The 15,861-nt window shown below is 69.3% G+C and carries 16 protein-coding genes; 5 read left to right on the forward strand and 11 right to left on the reverse strand.

Going from position 1 to position 15,861, the window contains the following annotated elements:
- Positions 1–20 precede the first annotated feature (20 nt).
- The 5 genes from IEY26_RS02635 to IEY26_RS02655 form a co-directional block, all read right to left on the reverse strand.
- Entirely contained in the window at positions 21–887 is an 867-nt protein-coding gene (locus IEY26_RS02635; protein WP_188975558.1) for an EamA family transporter, read from the reverse strand.
- Positions 888–1,005: 118 nt separating this feature from the next.
- The gene (locus tag IEY26_RS02640) at positions 1,006–1,593 is read right to left on the reverse strand and encodes a DUF7411 family protein (RefSeq protein WP_188975561.1); all 588 of its coding nucleotides are present in this window, start codon (positions 1,591–1,593) and stop codon (positions 1,006–1,008) included.
- A gap of 4 nt (positions 1,594–1,597) precedes the next feature.
- On the reverse strand, positions 1,598–1,957 hold the full coding sequence (locus tag IEY26_RS02645; protein WP_188975563.1) for a DNA-binding protein: 360 nt from the start codon (positions 1,955–1,957) through the stop codon (positions 1,598–1,600).
- 309 nt (positions 1,958–2,266) lie between these two features.
- The gene (locus tag IEY26_RS02650; protein ID WP_188975565.1) at positions 2,267–2,722 is read right to left on the reverse strand and encodes a 30S ribosomal protein S19e; all 456 of its coding nucleotides are present in this window, start codon (positions 2,720–2,722) and stop codon (positions 2,267–2,269) included.
- 97 nt (positions 2,723–2,819) lie between these two features.
- Positions 2,820–3,845: a lysylphosphatidylglycerol synthase transmembrane domain-containing protein gene (locus IEY26_RS02655; RefSeq protein WP_188975567.1), complete on the reverse strand. Its 1,026-nt coding sequence runs from the start codon at positions 3,843–3,845 to the stop codon at positions 2,820–2,822.
- 98 nt (positions 3,846–3,943) lie between these two features.
- On the opposite strand from IEY26_RS02655, the gene thiL reads away from it, so the two are divergent.
- Positions 3,944–4,810 carry a thiamine-phosphate kinase gene (thiL, locus tag IEY26_RS02660; protein ID WP_188975569.1) on the forward strand — a complete coding sequence of 289 codons (867 nt, stop codon included), beginning with the start codon at positions 3,944–3,946 and terminating at the stop codon, positions 4,808–4,810.
- Between the two features lie 132 nt (positions 4,811–4,942).
- Here thiL and IEY26_RS02665 read toward each other — a convergent pair whose 3' ends face one another.
- From IEY26_RS02665 to IEY26_RS02685, 5 genes are all read right to left on the reverse strand, one after another.
- Complete coding sequence (locus IEY26_RS02665; RefSeq protein ID WP_188975571.1) at positions 4,943–6,070, reverse strand: site-2 protease family protein; 1,128 nt, start codon at positions 6,068–6,070, stop codon at positions 4,943–4,945.
- Between the two features lie 25 nt (positions 6,071–6,095).
- Positions 6,096–7,070, reverse strand: a complete 975-nt coding sequence (locus tag IEY26_RS02670) for an AEC family transporter (RefSeq protein WP_188975573.1) — start codon at positions 7,068–7,070, stop codon at positions 6,096–6,098.
- Between the two features lie 101 nt (positions 7,071–7,171).
- A complete protein-coding gene (locus tag IEY26_RS02675; protein ID WP_188975575.1) occupies positions 7,172–7,423 on the reverse strand; it encodes a DUF7123 family protein in 252 nt (83 codons plus the stop codon).
- Positions 7,424–7,705: 282 nt separating this feature from the next.
- Positions 7,706–8,482: a molybdopterin synthase gene (locus IEY26_RS02680; protein WP_188975578.1), complete on the reverse strand. Its 777-nt coding sequence runs from the start codon at positions 8,480–8,482 to the stop codon at positions 7,706–7,708.
- Positions 8,483–8,529: 47 nt separating this feature from the next.
- Positions 8,530–8,814, reverse strand: a complete 285-nt coding sequence (locus IEY26_RS02685; RefSeq protein ID WP_188975579.1) for a hypothetical protein — start codon at positions 8,812–8,814, stop codon at positions 8,530–8,532.
- A 130-nt stretch (positions 8,815–8,944) separates the two neighbouring features.
- Between IEY26_RS02685 and pyrH the strand changes: the two genes are divergently transcribed.
- From pyrH to IEY26_RS02700, 3 genes are all read left to right on the forward strand, one after another.
- Complete coding sequence (pyrH, locus tag IEY26_RS02690; protein ID WP_188975581.1) at positions 8,945–9,661, forward strand: UMP kinase; 717 nt, start codon at positions 8,945–8,947, stop codon at positions 9,659–9,661.
- Position 9,662: 1 nt separating this feature from the next.
- Positions 9,663–11,333, forward strand: coding sequence for a lysine--tRNA ligase (lysS, locus tag IEY26_RS02695; RefSeq protein ID WP_188975584.1), 1,671 nt, complete (start codon positions 9,663–9,665; stop codon positions 11,331–11,333).
- Positions 11,334–11,423: 90 nt separating this feature from the next.
- Positions 11,424–13,199 (forward strand): site-2 protease family protein, encoded by a 1,776-nt coding sequence (locus IEY26_RS02700; RefSeq protein WP_188975586.1) that lies wholly within the window; start codon positions 11,424–11,426, stop codon positions 13,197–13,199.
- Between the two features lie 321 nt (positions 13,200–13,520).
- Here IEY26_RS02700 and IEY26_RS02705 read toward each other — a convergent pair whose 3' ends face one another.
- Entirely contained in the window at positions 13,521–14,042 is a 522-nt protein-coding gene (locus IEY26_RS02705; RefSeq protein WP_188975588.1) for a PadR family transcriptional regulator, read from the reverse strand.
- A 102-nt stretch (positions 14,043–14,144) separates the two neighbouring features.
- Here IEY26_RS02705 and IEY26_RS02710 point away from each other — a divergent pair, with 102 nt between their 5' ends.
- Positions 14,145–15,683, forward strand: a complete 1,539-nt coding sequence (locus tag IEY26_RS02710) for a heme-binding protein (protein ID WP_188975590.1) — start codon at positions 14,145–14,147, stop codon at positions 15,681–15,683.
- The last annotated feature ends 178 nt before the right edge of the window (positions 15,684–15,861 follow it).

Genomic DNA, 15,861 nt, shown 5'->3' on the forward strand with positions numbered 1-15,861 from the left:
TCCGGGCTCTCCGCCCGCGCTCAGAGGGCGATGAGGCCGACGCCGGCGACGGCGAGCGCGGCGGCGACGAGGCGCGTGCGGAGGTGTTCTTCGCCGAGGACGATGCCGCCGAGGACGACCGCGACGACCGCCTGGAGGTTGATGACGGTGGAGGCGACGCTCGCGGACGTGACGGCGAACGTCACGGCCGTCGTCTGCTGGGCGAGCGCGACGACGCCGGCCGCGACGAGGAACTTCGGCAGGTCGGCGGCGACGCCGCTCGGCCAGTGGCGGAGCGCGAGCGGGAGGACCAGTAGGGCGATGCCGCCGAGTTGGAGCGGCACCCACACTCGAACCGGGACGCCGGCGTCTTGGAGGACGACGCGTTTCGCGAGGTCGCTCACGGCGTAGCACGCCGCCGACGCGAGCGCGAACTGCACCGCGCGCGACGACACGAGGTTTTCGAGCGGCGTGAGCACGCCGCCGCCCCGGTAGTTCGCGAGGTACACGCCCGCCGTCACCACGACGATACCCGCCACCTGGAGCGGCCCGAAGAACTCGTCGAAGAAGAGCACTTCCAGCGGGAGGACGAACACCGGCACCGTCTTCGAGACGGGCGCGACGAGCGAGACGTCGCCGCCCGAGAGCGCGCGCAGGAACGTGAGGAAGCCGAGCGCCGCGAGCGCGATTGCCGCGACGACCAGTACCGCCGCCTCCACGCCGAACGCCGGCACGTCCGGGACGCCGCCGATAGCCGTCGAGACGGGGAGGTAGAGGCAGAGCGCGAGCCCGTCGACGAGCACGATGACGACCGGCCCGGGGTAGTCGTCGAAGTACCGCTTCAGCCCGAAGAGATACGCCCCCCAGAGGAACGCCGCGGCGAGCGCGTAGAAGAGCCCGGCAGCCATATCCGGAGAGAGTCGAAGCATCCCGAAGAGGCGTTCGATTCACCGCCGTCCACGGGAGTACGCCGCACGCGCGGACACCGAGGACCGCCGAGGTTCGGCTCGCGCGGGGCGTGACGCTTCAGCGCCGTCCGGTCACGCGCGTCTGCTCGTGCGCCGGGAAGACCTCTGCGACGCTCCCCTCTTCTCGGTCCTCGATGAGCGCGCGCAACTCCGTCTCGTAGTCGCCCTTCGGAACCTCCTCGCTCGGTCCCGACTCCACGACGAGCTCCTGCTCCACGAGGTCGTCGATAGCGCCGCGCCCGAAGCCCGTGAGCGGCGAGAGGTAATCCACGCCGTGGCGGTCCTCCAGGCTCTGCGCGCTCGCCCGCGAGACCGTCGGAACGCGGTCGTCGCGCCGCGTCCCGTCCGCGACCGCGTCGTACTTCCGCTCGGCGACGACCTCCAGCGCGTGCTCGTGCACCGCCTGAATCCCGTTCCGCGGGAACCCGTCGTCGACCATCGTCTCGACGGCGTCCGCCGCCACCGACTCGTCGAGCACGACGCGCTCGAACGCGAACCCGAGGTCGTCCGCCGCCGCCCGCGCGTGCTCCCAGTCGTCCGTCACGCCGAACCCGGCCGTGACGAGCGTCACGTCGTAGAAATCCTCCAGTACTAACGCGGCGAGCGTCGAATCCTTCCCGCCGCTGAAGAGCACCCCGCAGTCCATCGAGCTACCGCCGCGAGATGTCGAAGGACTTCGACTCCGGCTTCAGCTCGCGGAGCAGCTCCTTCATCTGCTCTTCGTCGATCTGCCCCTGCAGCCGCCCGGACTTCCCGAGCGCGAGCACCTGCTGTTCGACCTTCTCCGCGAACTGCGGCTTCGTCATCCGCACCGAGTTCAGCCGCTGGCGCGCGTCGTCGCTGAGGTACTGCCGCAGCATCGCCTTCTTCTGCTGCTCCGCCTGCTGTTGGGCTTGCTGTTGGGCCTCCGCCTGCCCCTGGCCCTGCCCGCCGCCCTGCTGCTCTTTCAACTGCTCCATCTTCTGCTGGCGAATCTCGTCCAGTCGGTCCTCGTCGGAGTTCCCACTCATAGTGGTTCAATCTACCCACTGAAGCGTCAAAATTCCTTCGCAGGCGGTAGCTCGCGCATCCCGAACGACCGCCTCGCTCGCCAGCAGCCACGTCGACGACCACACAACCGAGACGCGACAGACCACGCGTCGAGCATCCGCGAGCGAGCGGTTCGAAGAACCCGAGCGAAGCGGTTCACTCGCGTGAGCCAGCGGCGAGCGCGAGGCCGACGACTGAGGGGAGCGAGTGGAACGAGCGAACCGAAGGAGAAGTGCTTTTGGTCGAGCTTTTACCGAGCGCGCCGGAGGCGCGCGTAGCGTAAAAGGTCGTTAGGCGTAGCGCTCGAGTTCGGGGCGGTCGAGCTGTTCGAGGACGTCGGCGGCGGTGTTGTCGAGGAGGCTGCGGCCGTCACCGGTGACGACGCGGCCGTCGCTGCCTTTCTCCTGGACGAGGCCTTCGTCTTCGAGCTGCTGGACGATGGTGCGGATGACCGCGCCGGAGGCGTCGGAGCGCTTGGACGGGGCGACCTGGTAGCGGATGCTGCCGTCGCGGGTGTTCCCGTACTCGGTGGTGAGGCGCTGCACGCCGACGGGGCCGTTCGTCGCGATTTTGCGGAGGACGCTGGCGGCGCGGACGTGCCAGAAGTCCTCTTGCTCGGGCGGGAGTTCGCGGCCCGCGCCGGTCTTCGCGAAGTTCGCCCAGTCCGGGGCGTCGAATCGGTCCTCGAGGTCCGCGGCGACCTCCTCGATGAGGTCGTCGGCGGGGGCGTCGTAGAGGGTTACCATGTTCCCGAATTCTCGGCGGCGAAGTTTAAAGCCATCGTTAGTAACTCTGGTCCGCGCGAACGAGCGGGTCGGTGGGGAGTTGTGGGGTTCGGGCGGACTATCGGTGGGTTCGTCCTTGGAGGAGGGCGGCGCAGAGGCCGCCGATGATGGTGGGAGACCAGTAGGTCGCGCCGCGGTAGACGATGGCGGCGGCGGAGGCGGTGGCGGCGTCGATGCCGGTCGTCGGGACGAGCAGGAGGACGATGGCGAACTCGACGCCGCCCGCGCCGCCGGGGAGCGGGGTGATGGAGGCGATGGTGGCGACGGGGACGACGACGAGGACGACGAAGCCGGGGAAGGCGCTGTCGGGGGCGAGCGCGCGGAGGGAGAGGTAGAGGGCGAGGCACATGCAGAGCCAGCCGACGGCGGAGAAGCCGAGGGAGATGGCGATGTCGCGGCGGCTGGTGGCGACGCGTTCGATGGAGGTGAAGAAGGAGGCGACGCGGTCGCGGATGGCGGGGGGTTTCACGGTGTCCATGCTGGGGACGACGCGGGCGAGCGTGGTGACGACGGGCGTGATCGCGCCGGCGATGGCGTGCTGGAGGCGCGTGCGGAAGCGCCACGCGAGGTAGCCGACGGTGGGAACGAGGACGGCGAGGCCGACGACGACGCCGAGGACGAGGAGGACGTTGTTTCCGACGGCGACGGTGGCGATGTAGTAGGTGAGGCCGATGAGGGCGATGACGATGCTGGGGACGAAGTTGAGGGAGTCGACGCTGGCGATGGCGGCGAGGCCGCGTTCGTACTCTGAGTTCGTGGCGCGGGAGATGAGGAGGGCGGAGAAGGGTTCGCCGCCGGCCTGCCCGAAGGGCGTGACGTTGTTCGCGAACGCGGCGGCGGCGTAGAGGAGGAAGCCGTCGGTGATCGAGGCGTCGATGCCGAGGGCGGCGAGGACGCGGCGGAGCGCCATTCCCCAGGCGGCGAGCCAGGCGAGGCCGGCGAGGAGGATGAGGGCGAGAGAGGTCGCAGAGAGCATACGGAACGCGGCGGTGAGGTCGCCGACGCCGACGTACCAGACGAGTACGGCGAGCACGGCGGCGGCACCGACGAAGCCGAGCGCGATACCCCGCGTGTCGAAATCCATTACGTGGCCGGACTCGCGCCGCGAGGGTAAACCCACCGACCGACGACGAATCAGCCCGTCCCGCGGGGTTTTTACTCGTTCACGGGGAGTCGGAGTGTATGGACGAACGGGCGGCGCTCTCCGTCGTCGGCGGGCTGGTGGACGCGGCGGGCGACGACGCGGCCGTCGTCGGCGATACCGTCATCACGATTGATATGCTGCACGAGCGGACGGATTTCCCGGCGGGGACGTCCTACTACGCGATGGGGTGGCGGTCCGTCGGGGCGTCGCTCTCGGACGTCGCGGCGATGGGCGCGGCGGCGACGGCGGCGGTCGCCGTGTACGGCGCGCCGCGGTTCGAAGAGGGAGAGATCACGGCGTTCGTCGAGGGAGCGACCGACGTCTGCGAGGCCGTGAACACCGAATACGTGGGCGGCGACCTCGACGACACGCAGGAGGTGACGGCGTCCACGGCCGCCATCGGCGAGACCGACCGGCCGGTCGGGCGGGACGGCGCGACGCCCGGCGAGGTCGTCGCGGTCACGGGGACGCTCGGCCGCTCCGCGGCGGCGCTCGACGCTTTCGACGCCGGCGACACCGAACTCGCGAACGACTTGTTCTGCTTCACGCCGCGCGTCGCGGCGGGCCGCGTCCTCGCCGACGACGCGGGCGCGATGATGGACTCGAGCGACGGCCTCGCGCGCTCGCTCCACCAACTCGCCGAAGCGAGCGACGTCGGGTTCGCCGTCGACTCGACCCGGGTTCCCGTCGCCGACGAACTCTCGAACGGTGACCGACTCCGGCGCGCGCTCACGTTCGGCGAGGACTTCGAACTCGTCGTCACCCTCCCCGAGGACGCCGTTAATGCAGTCGAAAAGCGCCTCGACGTCCCGCTCTCCGTCGTCGGCGACGTCACCGACCGAGACGTCACGCTCGACGGCGACCCGCTCCCCGACGAGGGCTACACCCACACCGGCGTCGAGTGAGGCCGCGGACACCGCCGCCGATGCCTATCACTCAGCTACGTCGGAGGGGTATCGAGAACTCGCGAGGACGAGCGCTTTCGGAGGTGTCGTCTCTGTCACTCCGACAGGAGCAACTCCCTCTAAACCGCCCGCTTAGAGCGGTGTTATCTGGATGGGAACGGGAACGAAGCAGAGCGCGCCGAGGACGAAGGTGAGGACGCCGACGGCGAAGCGTCTGCGGTCGAGCGGCTGGTCGTCCATGGTGGGGACGGAGCCGCGCCACGCCATGAAGAGGCCGATGACGCCCCAGAGCACCCAGACGAAGGCGGCTTGGCCGGCGTCGGTGAAGGCGTAGAGGTAGCCGGCGAGCGCGAAGAGCGCGGCGGGGACGAGGCCGGCGACGCGCGCGTGAGCGTCGCCGAGCATGGCGCTGAGGACGTGGCCGCCGTCGAGTTGGCCGACGGGGATGAGGTTCAGGAGGGTGACGAACATCCCGACCCACGCGCCGATGACGACGGGGTTGACGGCTTTCGTCGGGTCGTTCGGGTAGGCGAGCGGCTCGCCGAGCGCCCACGCGATGCCGTGCATGAGGAGCGGGTAGTGGAACTCGATGTTCACGGCGTTCCCGCTCGCCGCGGCGTCGAGGAGCGCCTGCGGGACGGTGATGGGGCCGAGGAGGAGACCGACGGCGGCGGTGAGTATGGTGGCGGCGAGGCCGGCGAGCGGCCCGGCGACGCCGATGTCGAAGAGCGCTCTCCGGCTCGGGATGCGGCCCCTCATCCGGATGACCGCGCCCATCGTCCCGATGAGCGTCGGCACGGGGATGAAGTAGGGGAGGGTGGCGTCGACGTCGTGGTATTTCGAGGCGGCGTAGTGGCCGAACTCGTGGATGCCGAGCACGCCCATCACGGCGAGCGTGAACGGCACCGCCCGAAGGATGTCGGCGGAGAGCGGGTCGGAGACGTAGTACCACATCGAGCCGGCGTAGAGCGTGGAGACGATGGTCGCGAGCGCGAGCGCGACGTTCGTCCACGGGAACCCCTCCGTGGCTTCCGCCTGCGGCTCGGCGACGAGGACGAACTCGCCCGTCCGGTAGTTCAACTGCACGTCGTAGCCGGCGTCGTCGAAGAGCGGCGCGACGGCGCGGTAGAGTTCGCGTTCGTCGACGAGGGGCTCGCCGTAGTAGACGGCACCGCCGTCCTCGCGCTCGTGGACTTCGTACGTCGAGAAGACGGACGCGAACGCCTCCGGGGCGGGCGCGTCACCGGCCTCGCCAGTCATTGTCCGATTTATGCCTCGCCGGCGGTTATATTCCTAGCACTCCGGATTCGAGGACGGCGATGGCGGCGGCGACGGTGGCGACGCTGAGGACGGTGGTGACGAAGATGACGCTGCTGACGTATTCGGGCGGGCTGAGTCCGCCGATGTCGGCGTCGCGCGCGAACTCGACGGTGAGGACGAGCGGGGTGACGGCCGCCGGGGTCGCCCACTCGAGGACGAACGCGCGGCCGATGGCTGAGTCGGTGAATCCGAAGCCGACGCGGGTGAACGCGACGGCGACCGCGGCGGCGATAGCGGGCGCGACGGCGAGTTTCACGGTCGTTGGCGTGGCGACGCGGCGGAGGGACGCGCCGGCGTCGGTGTTCGCGAGCTGGATGCCGAGCACGAGGAGCATGACGGGAATCGCGGCGTCGCCGACCATCGAGATGGCGTCCATGAGCGAGGAGCCGCTCGGCGGGACGAGGTCGAGCGCGCGGGCGAGCGCGGCGGCGACGACGGCGTAGAGCAAGGGGAGCTTGAAGACTTCGCGGACGGCGGCCAGCCCGCGGCCGCCGCCGGCGCGCGAGGCGATCCAGACGCCGAGCGTGTAGACGACGACGGACTGGACGGTGACGAAGATTACGGCGGTCGTGCGGCCGACCGCGCCGAACGCGAACGCGCAGAGCGGGATGCCGTAGTTCCCGCAGTTCGGGAACGCGGACGTGAGCACGAGCGCGCTCCGCTCGCCGACGGAGCGCCCGCGGAGCCGCCCGAGGGCTTCGACGAGCACGGCGAGCGCGGCGACCACGACGACGAACCCGACGGCGATGCGGGCGATGGAGCCGCCGCCGAGGTCGGTCGTGGCGAGCGAGTCGAAGACGAGCGCGGGCGTGAGAATGTAGACCGCGACCGTGCCGAGGCCGTCGACGTCGATGTCGCGCACGGACGCGAGGAGGTAGCCGACGCTCGCGATCAGCAGCACCGGGAGTACGGCGGTCGTCACTGCGGCGGCGAAAGACACGTCTCAGCGCAATCGACGGCCGGAGAAAGGTGTGTCGGAACGGACAGTCGAGCCGGTCGGGCTCGCTGGAGACGGGGAGTTCTCAGGGCGATTCAGGGTGTTCAGGCCGACTCGACGCGCCACGTGGTCGCGGACGTGTACGACCACTTCTCGATGGTGAGGTCGGTGGCGCTCTCCGAGAGCTTCACCATCAGCGCGCCGATCTCCTTCGTGGAGAGGTCGACGTCGTCGGCGATGAACTTGCTCTTGAAGTAGAGCTCGCCGTCCGCCGCCCGCTCGCGCAGGTACGCGAGGAGGCGGGCTTCTTTCGACTCGGGCTGAACGGCGTCGGTGGAGGATACGGTTGCGCTCATCTGTGACACCTCACTCCCTCGTACCGGCCGCCGGGGGATATAAAGGGGTGAACGCTAGGGTCGTTTCGACACAATTCACCCGGCGTCTGACGTTTCACGGACCTTTTACGAACCACTGAGAGACGTTTAGACTTTTTATCGAGCTATCAGGGGCGGTAATTCCTGTTTTCGACGCGGGGTTCGGAGCGGTGTGTTCGGGCCGCGAAATCGGCGGTGAATCGCGGATCCGACGGGGTCGCGGCGGGCCGGTCGGCGGCGCGCGCGGTCCGAAGCGGGGCGCGGTCAGCGGTCGTGGACCCAGAACTCGTCGCCGACCGTGACCTCCTTTTTGAATATCGGGACCTCGCCTTTGAGGCGGTCGATGCCGTCCTCGACGGCGCGGAACGCTTCTCTCCTGTGCGCGGCGAGCACGGCGACGTAGACGATGTCGTCGCCGTAGGGAATGGGCCCGACGCGGTGGTGGAAAGCCACTTCGATGACGCCCTCGCGGTCGGTGAGGTCGTCGCGGATGGCGTCGAGGCGGTCGGCGGCGACGCCCGCGTACTTCTCGAACGTCAACTCCGTCGTCGGGTCGTCGTCAGGGCCTTCTTTCGCGCGGACGCGTCCCGTGAAGGTCGCGACCGCGCCGGCGTATTCGGCGTCCGGGTGACGTTTCAGGTCGGCGACGAGGGAGTCGAGCGTCTCCAGCGGCTCGGTGTCGTCGAGCGCGTCCACGACGCTCGCGGGGTCGAGGTCGTCGAGCGCGTCGGCGTCGACGAGGGGGTCGTCGACGTCGGTGTCGGCTCCGACGCTCACCGTCGGGAACCGCGTGTCCGGGAAGCCGACGAGGAGCGCGTAGTCGTGGTCGCGAGCGAGCCGGTCGAGCGCGTCGGTGAGGCCGCCGCCCGATCCGCTCCCGCGCCACGCTGCGCCGTCGACCGTGTAGGTGTCGTGGTCGGGCGTCTCCAGCGAGCCGGCGGTGACGACGCCGACTCGGCCCGCCTCCGCGAGCGCGTCTCGGAGCGTGGCCGCCGCGGCGTCCCGACTCTCACTGGGGGCCGCGAGCGCGAGCACGTGCATACGGGACGGGACGTGAGCCGCGAGTATGTCGGTTTCGCCTCCCGCCGTCAGACGGTCACGCGGTCCGAGCGAACCGCGTCGAGCGCGAACCCGACGCCCGCGAGGAGCAAGAGCGCGGCGAAGACGAGCGCGGTCGTTCGAAGCCGCGGCGAGAGACGCGGGGCGGTCGTCGCCGTGCGGCCCGCGGCGGCCGCGAGCGCGACGACGACGACGCCACCGAGGAAGCGCGTCGGTCGCCGCCCCCGCCCGTACCGCACGAGACCGACGACGACGGCGGCGACGAGCGCCAGCCCCAGCATCGCCTTCAGCGCGGGTGCCGACACCTGAATCATAGTCGAGTGCACTGGCTCCCGACGGGAAAACCCCCGCGTCCACCGTCACCCCTTGGGGCGCGTGAAGCCGTGTCGGTGGGGCGTGGATGTGAGAACCCTTATGGCCGCCTCGCCGGTATCCGGAGTAAGAATGCGAGTCGTGATTTCAATCGGCGGGAGCGTGCTCGCGCCCGACTTACAGCACGAGCGAGTGAACGAGCACGCGGCCGTCGTCGAGCGTCTCGACGACGAAGGTATCGACGTCGGCACCGTCGTCGGCGGCGGCGGCGTCGCGCGCCAGTACATCCGGGCCGCGCGAGAGCTCGGCGCGAACGAGATCCAACTGGACGACATCGGCATCGCCGTCACGCGCCTGAACGCGCGCCTCCTCATCTCCGCGCTCGGCGACGTCGCCGCGCCGAGCCCGGCCGAGGACTACGAGACCGCGGGCGCGGCGATGCGCCGCGGCGACGTCACCGTCATGGGCGGCGTCGTCGCCGGGCAGACGACCGACGCGGTCGCCGCCGCGTTCGCCGAGTACGTCGACGCCGACCTCCTCGTCTTCGCCACGAGCGTCCCCGGCGTCTTCAGCGCCGACCCGAAGAAGGACGACACGGCCCAGCGCTTCGACCAGATCACGCCCGGCGACCTCGTCGACGTCATCGCCGACATCGAGATGGCGGCCGGCGCGAACGCTCCCGTCGACCTGCTCGCCGCGAAACTCATCGAGCGCTCCGGGATGCGCACCATCGTCCTCGACGGCACCGACCCCGAACGCATCGAACGCGCCGTCCTCGACGGCGAGCACGAGGGCACCGACATCGTCCCCGCCGGCACCGAGGACGACGTCTCCTACTGGGCGCGCTAACATGACGGACGCCGACGCCGACGCCGACGTGGACGTGGACGACCCCTACATCCTCCGGGACACCGGCGACCACGTCTTCTGGGCGGACACCGTCGCCGACGTCGTCGAATCCCGCGACCCGGACGACCCCGTCGTCATCAAGGGCGGCATCTCCCCGTCCGGCGTCCCGCACCTCGGCAACATGAACGAGATTCTCCGCGGGTTCTTCGTCGCCGAAGTCCTCAGAGAGCGCGGCCACGACGTCCGCCAGATCTTCACTTCCGACGACCGCGACCCGCTCCGCGGCCTCCCGCGGAAACTCGCAGACTTAGATGGGAACGTCGTCGACCTCGGCGACGTGAACGCGGGCGCGCTCGGCCGGAACCTCGGGAAACCCTACACGGATATCCCGGACCCCTTCGGCTGCTGTGACTCCTACGGCGACCACTTCGCGACGCTCATCGTGGAGTCCGCGCGGCTCCTCGACGTCGACGTCGAGATGGTGTCGAACACCGCGCTCTACGAGGACGGCGACTTCGAGGGCGTCACCGAGTTCCTCCTCGACCACCAGGCGGAGGCCGCCGCCGTCCTGAGCGAGTACCAGGACTCCGCGGGCGACGACTACGTCCCCTTCAACCCCATCTGCGAGTCGTGCGGGAAGGTCACGGGGGCGGTGACGGACATCGACCTCGACCGGGGCGTCGTCGCCTACGAATGCACGGACCTCGAAGCCGGCGACCAGACCATCGAGGGCTGCGGGCACGAGGGCGAAGCCGGACTGCGAGACGGCAAGCTCCCGTGGCGGTTCGAGTGGCCGGCGCAGTGGGACGTCCTCGACGTGGACTTCGAGCCGTTCGGGAAGGACCACGCGGAGGGGTCGTGGCCGTCGGGCGTCGACATCTCCCGGAACGTCCTCGGCGAGGAACCGCCGGTGCCGATGGTCTACGAGTGGTTCACGCTGAACGGCGAGCCCTTCTCGTCGTCCGCCGGGAACGTCATCCTCGTGCAGGACGTGCTGCGGATGCTCGAAACTCCCGTCCTCAGATACTTCTTCGCGAAGGACCCGACGAAGGCGCGTGACTTCGACGTCTCGCGGCTCGACCAGCTCGTCGACGAGTTCGACCAGCTCGAAGCCCGCTACTACGGGGAGCAGGACGGCACGGAGCGAGAGCTGGCGTTCGCAGAGCGCGTCTACCCCCTCCTCGTCGAGGACACCGAGGAGCGCCCGATTCGCCTGCCGTTCACGTTCGCGGCCGTGCTCGGGATGTTCGACGACCCGGCGCTCCGGGAGGCGACCGCGCGCCGCGAAGGCCACATCCCCGAGGACGCGAGCGAGGACGCCGTCGACGCCGCGCTCCAGCGCGTCGAACTCGCCCGCGAGTGGGCGGAGCGCACCGACAACCAGTACAACTACACGCTCGCGCGCTCCCACCTCCCCGACCACGACTTCGACGAGCGCGTGGAAGACGCGCTCGACGACCTCGCGGACTTCGTCGCAGCCGAGGAGCCCGACGGCGAGACGCTCCAGGGCGAAATCTACGAGACGGCGAAACGCCACGACGTCGACATCGGGGACTTCTTCACCGCCGGCTACCGGCTCTTCTTCGACGAGAACGAAGGCCCGAAGCTCGGGCAGTTCCTCGCCGACCTCGACACCGAATTCGTCGTCGACCGCCTCCGCCGCGACGCCTGACGGCCTCTCCGCCGCGACGCCTGACGGGCTCTCCGTCGCGTTCGGCGCAGAGGACAATGCCTTTCCCGAGTCCACGCGTTACGCCGAGTAATGGATACGTGGCTGTGGGTGGCGGTCGGTCTGGGTCTCTACTGGCTGGTCGTCGCGACCCTCCGGAACCGCGGCGTCCTCCCGGACTCCGTGGGGACGATGGGGCCGCTCCTCACGATTCACACGCAACGCGGGAAGGACCTCCTCGACTGGCTCGCCCGGCCGAAGCGCGCGTGGCGCGCCTGGGGGAACTTCGGGCTGGGCCTCGCGCTCGTCGTCGGCGTCGGCGCGTTCGTCCTCCTCGTCGTGCAGGCGGTGATGATTCTCCTCAATCCGCCGGAGCCGAGCGCGGTGACGCAGCCGCGGAACGTCCTCGTCATCCCCGGCGTGAACGACTTCCTGCCGCTCTCCGTCGCCCCCGAAATCGTCCTCGGCCTCCTCATCGGCATGGTCGTCCACGAGGGCGGCCACGGCGTGCTGAGCCGCGTCGGGAACATCGGCGTCGAATCGATGGGCGTCGTCCTCCTCGCCGTCATCCCGATGGGCGCGTTCGTCGAACCCGACGAGGAAGAACAGCGGAACGCCGACCGCGGGAGTCGCGCGCGGATGTTCGCCGCGGGCGTGACGAACAACTTCCTCGTCACCGTCCTCGCGTTCGCGCTCCTCATGGGCCCGGTCGTCGGCGCAATCGCCGTCGCGCCCGGCGCGGCCGTCGGCGGCACGATTCCCGGGTCGCCCGCCGACCGCGCCGGCATCGACCAGGGCGACCGCATCACCGCCGTCGGCGGCGTCGACGTCGCGAACAACTCCGAACTCGACCGCGTCCTCTCCGCCACTCGCGCCGAAACCGTCTCCGTCACGCTCGCCGGCGGCGAGTCGACCACCGTCGACCGCGACCTCCTCGTCACCGGCGTCGTCGAGAACGTCTCGCCGTTCGCCGCGTTCAGCGTGAACTCGACCGTCGAGCGCGTCAACGGCACCGCCGTCAACACCGAACCCGAGTTCCGCGACGCCCTCCAGAACCGCACCGTCGCCACCATCACGACCACGAACGCCTCCGGCACGACCACCGCGACCGGGCCCGTCGGCGCGCTCGCCGTCGTCGCCCCCGATGGCCCGTTCGCCCGTGACACCGCGCTCACCGCGAACCAGCACGTCGTCATCACGCACCTCGACGGCGACCGCGTCGTCACCGGCGGCGACGTCTCCACCGCCCTCGCCGACACCCACCCCGGCGACGACGTCACCGTCGAAGCCTACGTCGACGGCACCAAACAGACCTACACCGTCACGCTCGGCGAGAACCCCAACACGAACACCCAGACCGGCTTCCTCGGCGTCACCAGCTACGTCGGCGTCTCCGGCCTCGACACGAGCGACTTCGGCGTCGACCTCTACCCCGCCGCCACCTTCCTCGACATCGTCGGCGGCGACCTCGACGTCAACTTCGCCCAGCAGGGCCTCTACCTCCTCCTCCTCCCGTTCCTCGGCGCGGTCGCCGCCGGCTTCGGCTACAACTTCGCCGGTTTCGTCGACGTGAACGCGAACTTCTACACCGTCACCGGCCCGCTCTCCGGCTTCGAACCCCTCGTCTTCATCCTCGCGAACGTCCTCTTCTGGACCGGCTGGATCAACCTCAACCTCGGCGCGTTCAACTGCATCCCCGCCTTCCCCCTCGACGGCGGCCACCTCCTCCGCACCAGCACCGAAGCCGTCGTCTCACGCCTCCCCGTCGACGACAAACCCAGCGCCGTCCGCACCGTCACCACCACCGTCGGCCTCACCATGCTCGTCAGCCTCCTCATCATGGTCTTCGGCCCGCAATTATTGTCGTAAGCAGCTTTTGGCTGCTGTGGCTGTCGCCGCCGTCCCGCTTCTGCAGCTAACTCCGCCGTCGGTGTCCCCGAAAGCCCCGGCCGGCTGCGGCCCGGTCGTCGGCATCCCGCTTCGCGGGAACCCTGCCGACGACCGCGTCCCGCTCGCTCGCCGGTGGCTCGCTCACCCGCAGCCGACCGCCCCTTTCGATTTCCCACCTAGAGGCATCGTCCGGCCGGCCGTCGCCGGCGGTCGTCGCGCGGACTTTCGACACGTAAACGTCTCACCGGTCGATACCTGCGGCGGCCCAGTTTGTTCGACCGTCGAAAATCCGGAAATTCGCTAGTCGTCGTAGTCGACGCCCATGCGTTCGTAGAACTCCTCGGGGGTGTCCTCGATGCGCTCGAAGACGTCGAACTTCCAGTCGTGGTGGCGGACCATCTGCTCGACGATCCACGCGGAGAAGGTCTCGTCGAACTGCCAGCCGTCCTCGGGGTTCTCTATCTGGAAGCGGTCGTCGGTCGCGAGCGCCATGAAGACGTGGTAGAACCCGAGGATGACGTCGGCGAAATCCCGCCCGGTGCCGCCGACCTCCTTCCGTTTCTCCGCGAGTTCGTCCTCGCCGGCCTCGGTGAGCGCGAAGTACTTCCGGTCGGGTTCGTCCTCGCGTTCGACGCGCTCCGCCCAGCCGTTGTCCTCGAACTTGTAGAGGATGGGGTAGACGGAACCGTAGGAGGGTTCCCAGTGGCCGCCGCTGATCTCCGTGATCTCCTTCAGTATCTCGTAGCCGTATCTCGGGCGTTCCGCGAGGAGTTCGAGGACGAGGTACGAGACGAGGCCTTTAGGCGGTCCGCTCTTCCGCATTCGTCCGAACCTCCCACGCGCGTCGGGAAAGCGTTTCGGGTCACGGAGCGGCGGTTCGACGAACTGGAAAAACCCTTGGCGGACGCCCTCCAAGAACGAGATATGGTTGAAGCTCCGGAGACGGCGGAAGGCTGGTACGCGCTCCACGACTTCCGTAGCGTCGACTGGGACGCCTGGCGGGACGCCCCCGAACGCGACCGCGAGGCGGCCGTCGAATCCGCCGAACAGTTCCAGAACCACCGCGAACGCCTCGCCGGAAGCGACGACGGCGACTCCGCGGTCTTCACCGTCACGGGGAACAAGGCCGACCTCCTCTTCGTCCACTTCCGCCCCACGCTCGACGAACTCGACCAGATTCAGCGCTCCTTCGAAGCCACCGAGTTCGCCGGCTACACGGAGCGCGAGTACTCCTACGTCTCCGTCACGGAGGTCTCCGGCTACGTCTCCGACGAGTACTTCACCGACCCCGAAGCCGTCGACGAGGGCCTCCGCCGCTACATCGAGGGGAAGCTCACCCCGGAAATCCCCGACGACACCTACGTCTCCTTCTACCCGATGAGCAAGCGCCGCGACCCCGAGTACAACTGGTACGACCTCGACTTCGACGAGCGCGCCGACCTCATGGCCGGCCACGGCGACGTCGGCCGCGAGTACGCCGGCAAGATCAAACAGGTCATCGCGTCCAGCGTCGGCCTCGACGACTGGGAGTGGGGGGTCACCCTCTTCAGCGACGACCCCACCCACCTGAAGGACATCGTCTACGAGATGCGCTTCGACGAGGCTTCGTCTAAATACGGCGAGTTCGGCTCCTTCTACGTCGGCCGCCGCTTCCCGCCCGAGGACTTCCACGCGTACATGGCCGGCGACGCCGTCCCCGTCCCCGACGAGGAGAAGGCGACCGGGGAACACCACGGCCACCACAACGACCGCGCGCACGGTGAGAGCGGACACGACCACGGCGAGGGCGGTCACCACGGCAACGACCGCGCGCACGGCGAGAGCGGACACGACCACGGCGGCGATTCGGAGGGGTCTGAGGACGGAGACGGCGAGGCGTCCCTCCGCGAGGAACTCGCCGACCTCGACGTCTACGCCGGGAAACCCCACGGCGAGGACGTCTACGCCGTCGGCCTCTACTCGGAGGCCGACCTCGACGAGCTCGAAGAAGAGGTCGCGGGGCTCGCGGAATCCTTCGACCACTACGACACCCACGAGGGAACCGACGTCTACGCGCCCGTCGACGGCGACGGCCCCGCCGCCGTCGTCTCCCTCTGGGAGACCCAGAGCGCCGCCGACACCGCCGCCGGCTTCCTCGCCGACCTCCCCGACGTCACCAGCCGCGTCGCCGACCCCGACGACGGCTGGGGCACCATGGGCATGTTCTACACCGTCAAACCCGACTACCGCGAGGACTTCGTCGAGAAGTTCGACGCCGTCGGCGACGCCCTCGCCGGCCAGGACGGCCACGACGAAACCCGACTCCTCCAGGACACCGACGACGAGAACGCCTTCTTCATCGACTCCCGCTGGCAGTCCAAAGCGGACGCCATGGCCTTCTTCCGCTCCGACGCCTTCCGCGACACCGTCCAGTGGGGCCGCGACGTCCTCGCGGACCGCCCGCGACACGTATTCTTGGCCTGAGCCGCGAGCGAGGAACGAGCGAGCCATCACCAGAAATCGGAGATTTCTGGTTGGCGAACGAGACGGCAAAGCCGTCTCGTTAACGCTCGCTCGCGGAACGCTCGTGGCGGTTTGGCCTTCTGAGTGTTCGCGGTGGATAGTCGGTCGTCCACCGACTGCGGTGGCCGTTCGACTCTCG

This window comes from Halocalculus aciditolerans (genome assembly GCF_014647475.1).
GTDB lineage: Archaea > Halobacteriota > Halobacteria > Halobacteriales > Halobacteriaceae > Halocalculus > Halocalculus aciditolerans.

Bases quoted from the DNA above. Each gene is read 5' to 3' on its own strand.
- IEY26_RS02635 (WP_188975558.1), bottom strand. From the start codon at position 887: ATGGCTGCCGGGCTCTTCTACGCGCTCGCCGCGGCGTTCCTCTGGGGG.
- IEY26_RS02640 (WP_188975561.1), bottom strand. From the start codon at position 1,593: ATGGACTGCGGGGTGCTCTTCAGCGGCGGGAAGGATTCGACGCTCGCC.
- IEY26_RS02645 (WP_188975563.1), bottom strand. From the start codon at position 1,957: ATGAGTGGGAACTCCGACGAGGACCGACTGGACGAGATTCGCCAGCAG.
- IEY26_RS02650 (WP_188975565.1), bottom strand. From the start codon at position 2,722: ATGGTAACCCTCTACGACGCCCCCGCCGACGACCTCATCGAGGAGGTC.
- IEY26_RS02655 (WP_188975567.1), bottom strand. From the start codon at position 3,845: ATGGATTTCGACACGCGGGGTATCGCGCTCGGCTTCGTCGGTGCCGCC.
- thiL (WP_188975569.1), top strand. From the start codon at position 3,944: ATGGACGAACGGGCGGCGCTCTCCGTCGTCGGCGGGCTGGTGGACGCG.
- IEY26_RS02665 (WP_188975571.1), bottom strand. From the start codon at position 6,070: ATGACTGGCGAGGCCGGTGACGCGCCCGCCCCGGAGGCGTTCGCGTCC.
- IEY26_RS02675 (WP_188975575.1), bottom strand. From the start codon at position 7,423: ATGAGCGCAACCGTATCCTCCACCGACGCCGTTCAGCCCGAGTCGAAA.
- IEY26_RS02680 (WP_188975578.1), bottom strand. From the start codon at position 8,482: ATGCACGTGCTCGCGCTCGCGGCCCCCAGTGAGAGTCGGGACGCCGCG.
- IEY26_RS02685 (WP_188975579.1), bottom strand. From the start codon at position 8,814: ATGATTCAGGTGTCGGCACCCGCGCTGAAGGCGATGCTGGGGCTGGCG.
- pyrH (WP_188975581.1), top strand. From the start codon at position 8,945: ATGCGAGTCGTGATTTCAATCGGCGGGAGCGTGCTCGCGCCCGACTTA.
- lysS (WP_188975584.1), top strand. From the start codon at position 9,663: ATGACGGACGCCGACGCCGACGCCGACGTGGACGTGGACGACCCCTAC.
- IEY26_RS02700 (WP_188975586.1), top strand. From the start codon at position 11,424: ATGGATACGTGGCTGTGGGTGGCGGTCGGTCTGGGTCTCTACTGGCTG.
- IEY26_RS02705 (WP_188975588.1), bottom strand. From the start codon at position 14,042: ATGCGGAAGAGCGGACCGCCTAAAGGCCTCGTCTCGTACCTCGTCCTC.
- IEY26_RS02710 (WP_188975590.1), top strand. From the start codon at position 14,145: ATGGTTGAAGCTCCGGAGACGGCGGAAGGCTGGTACGCGCTCCACGAC.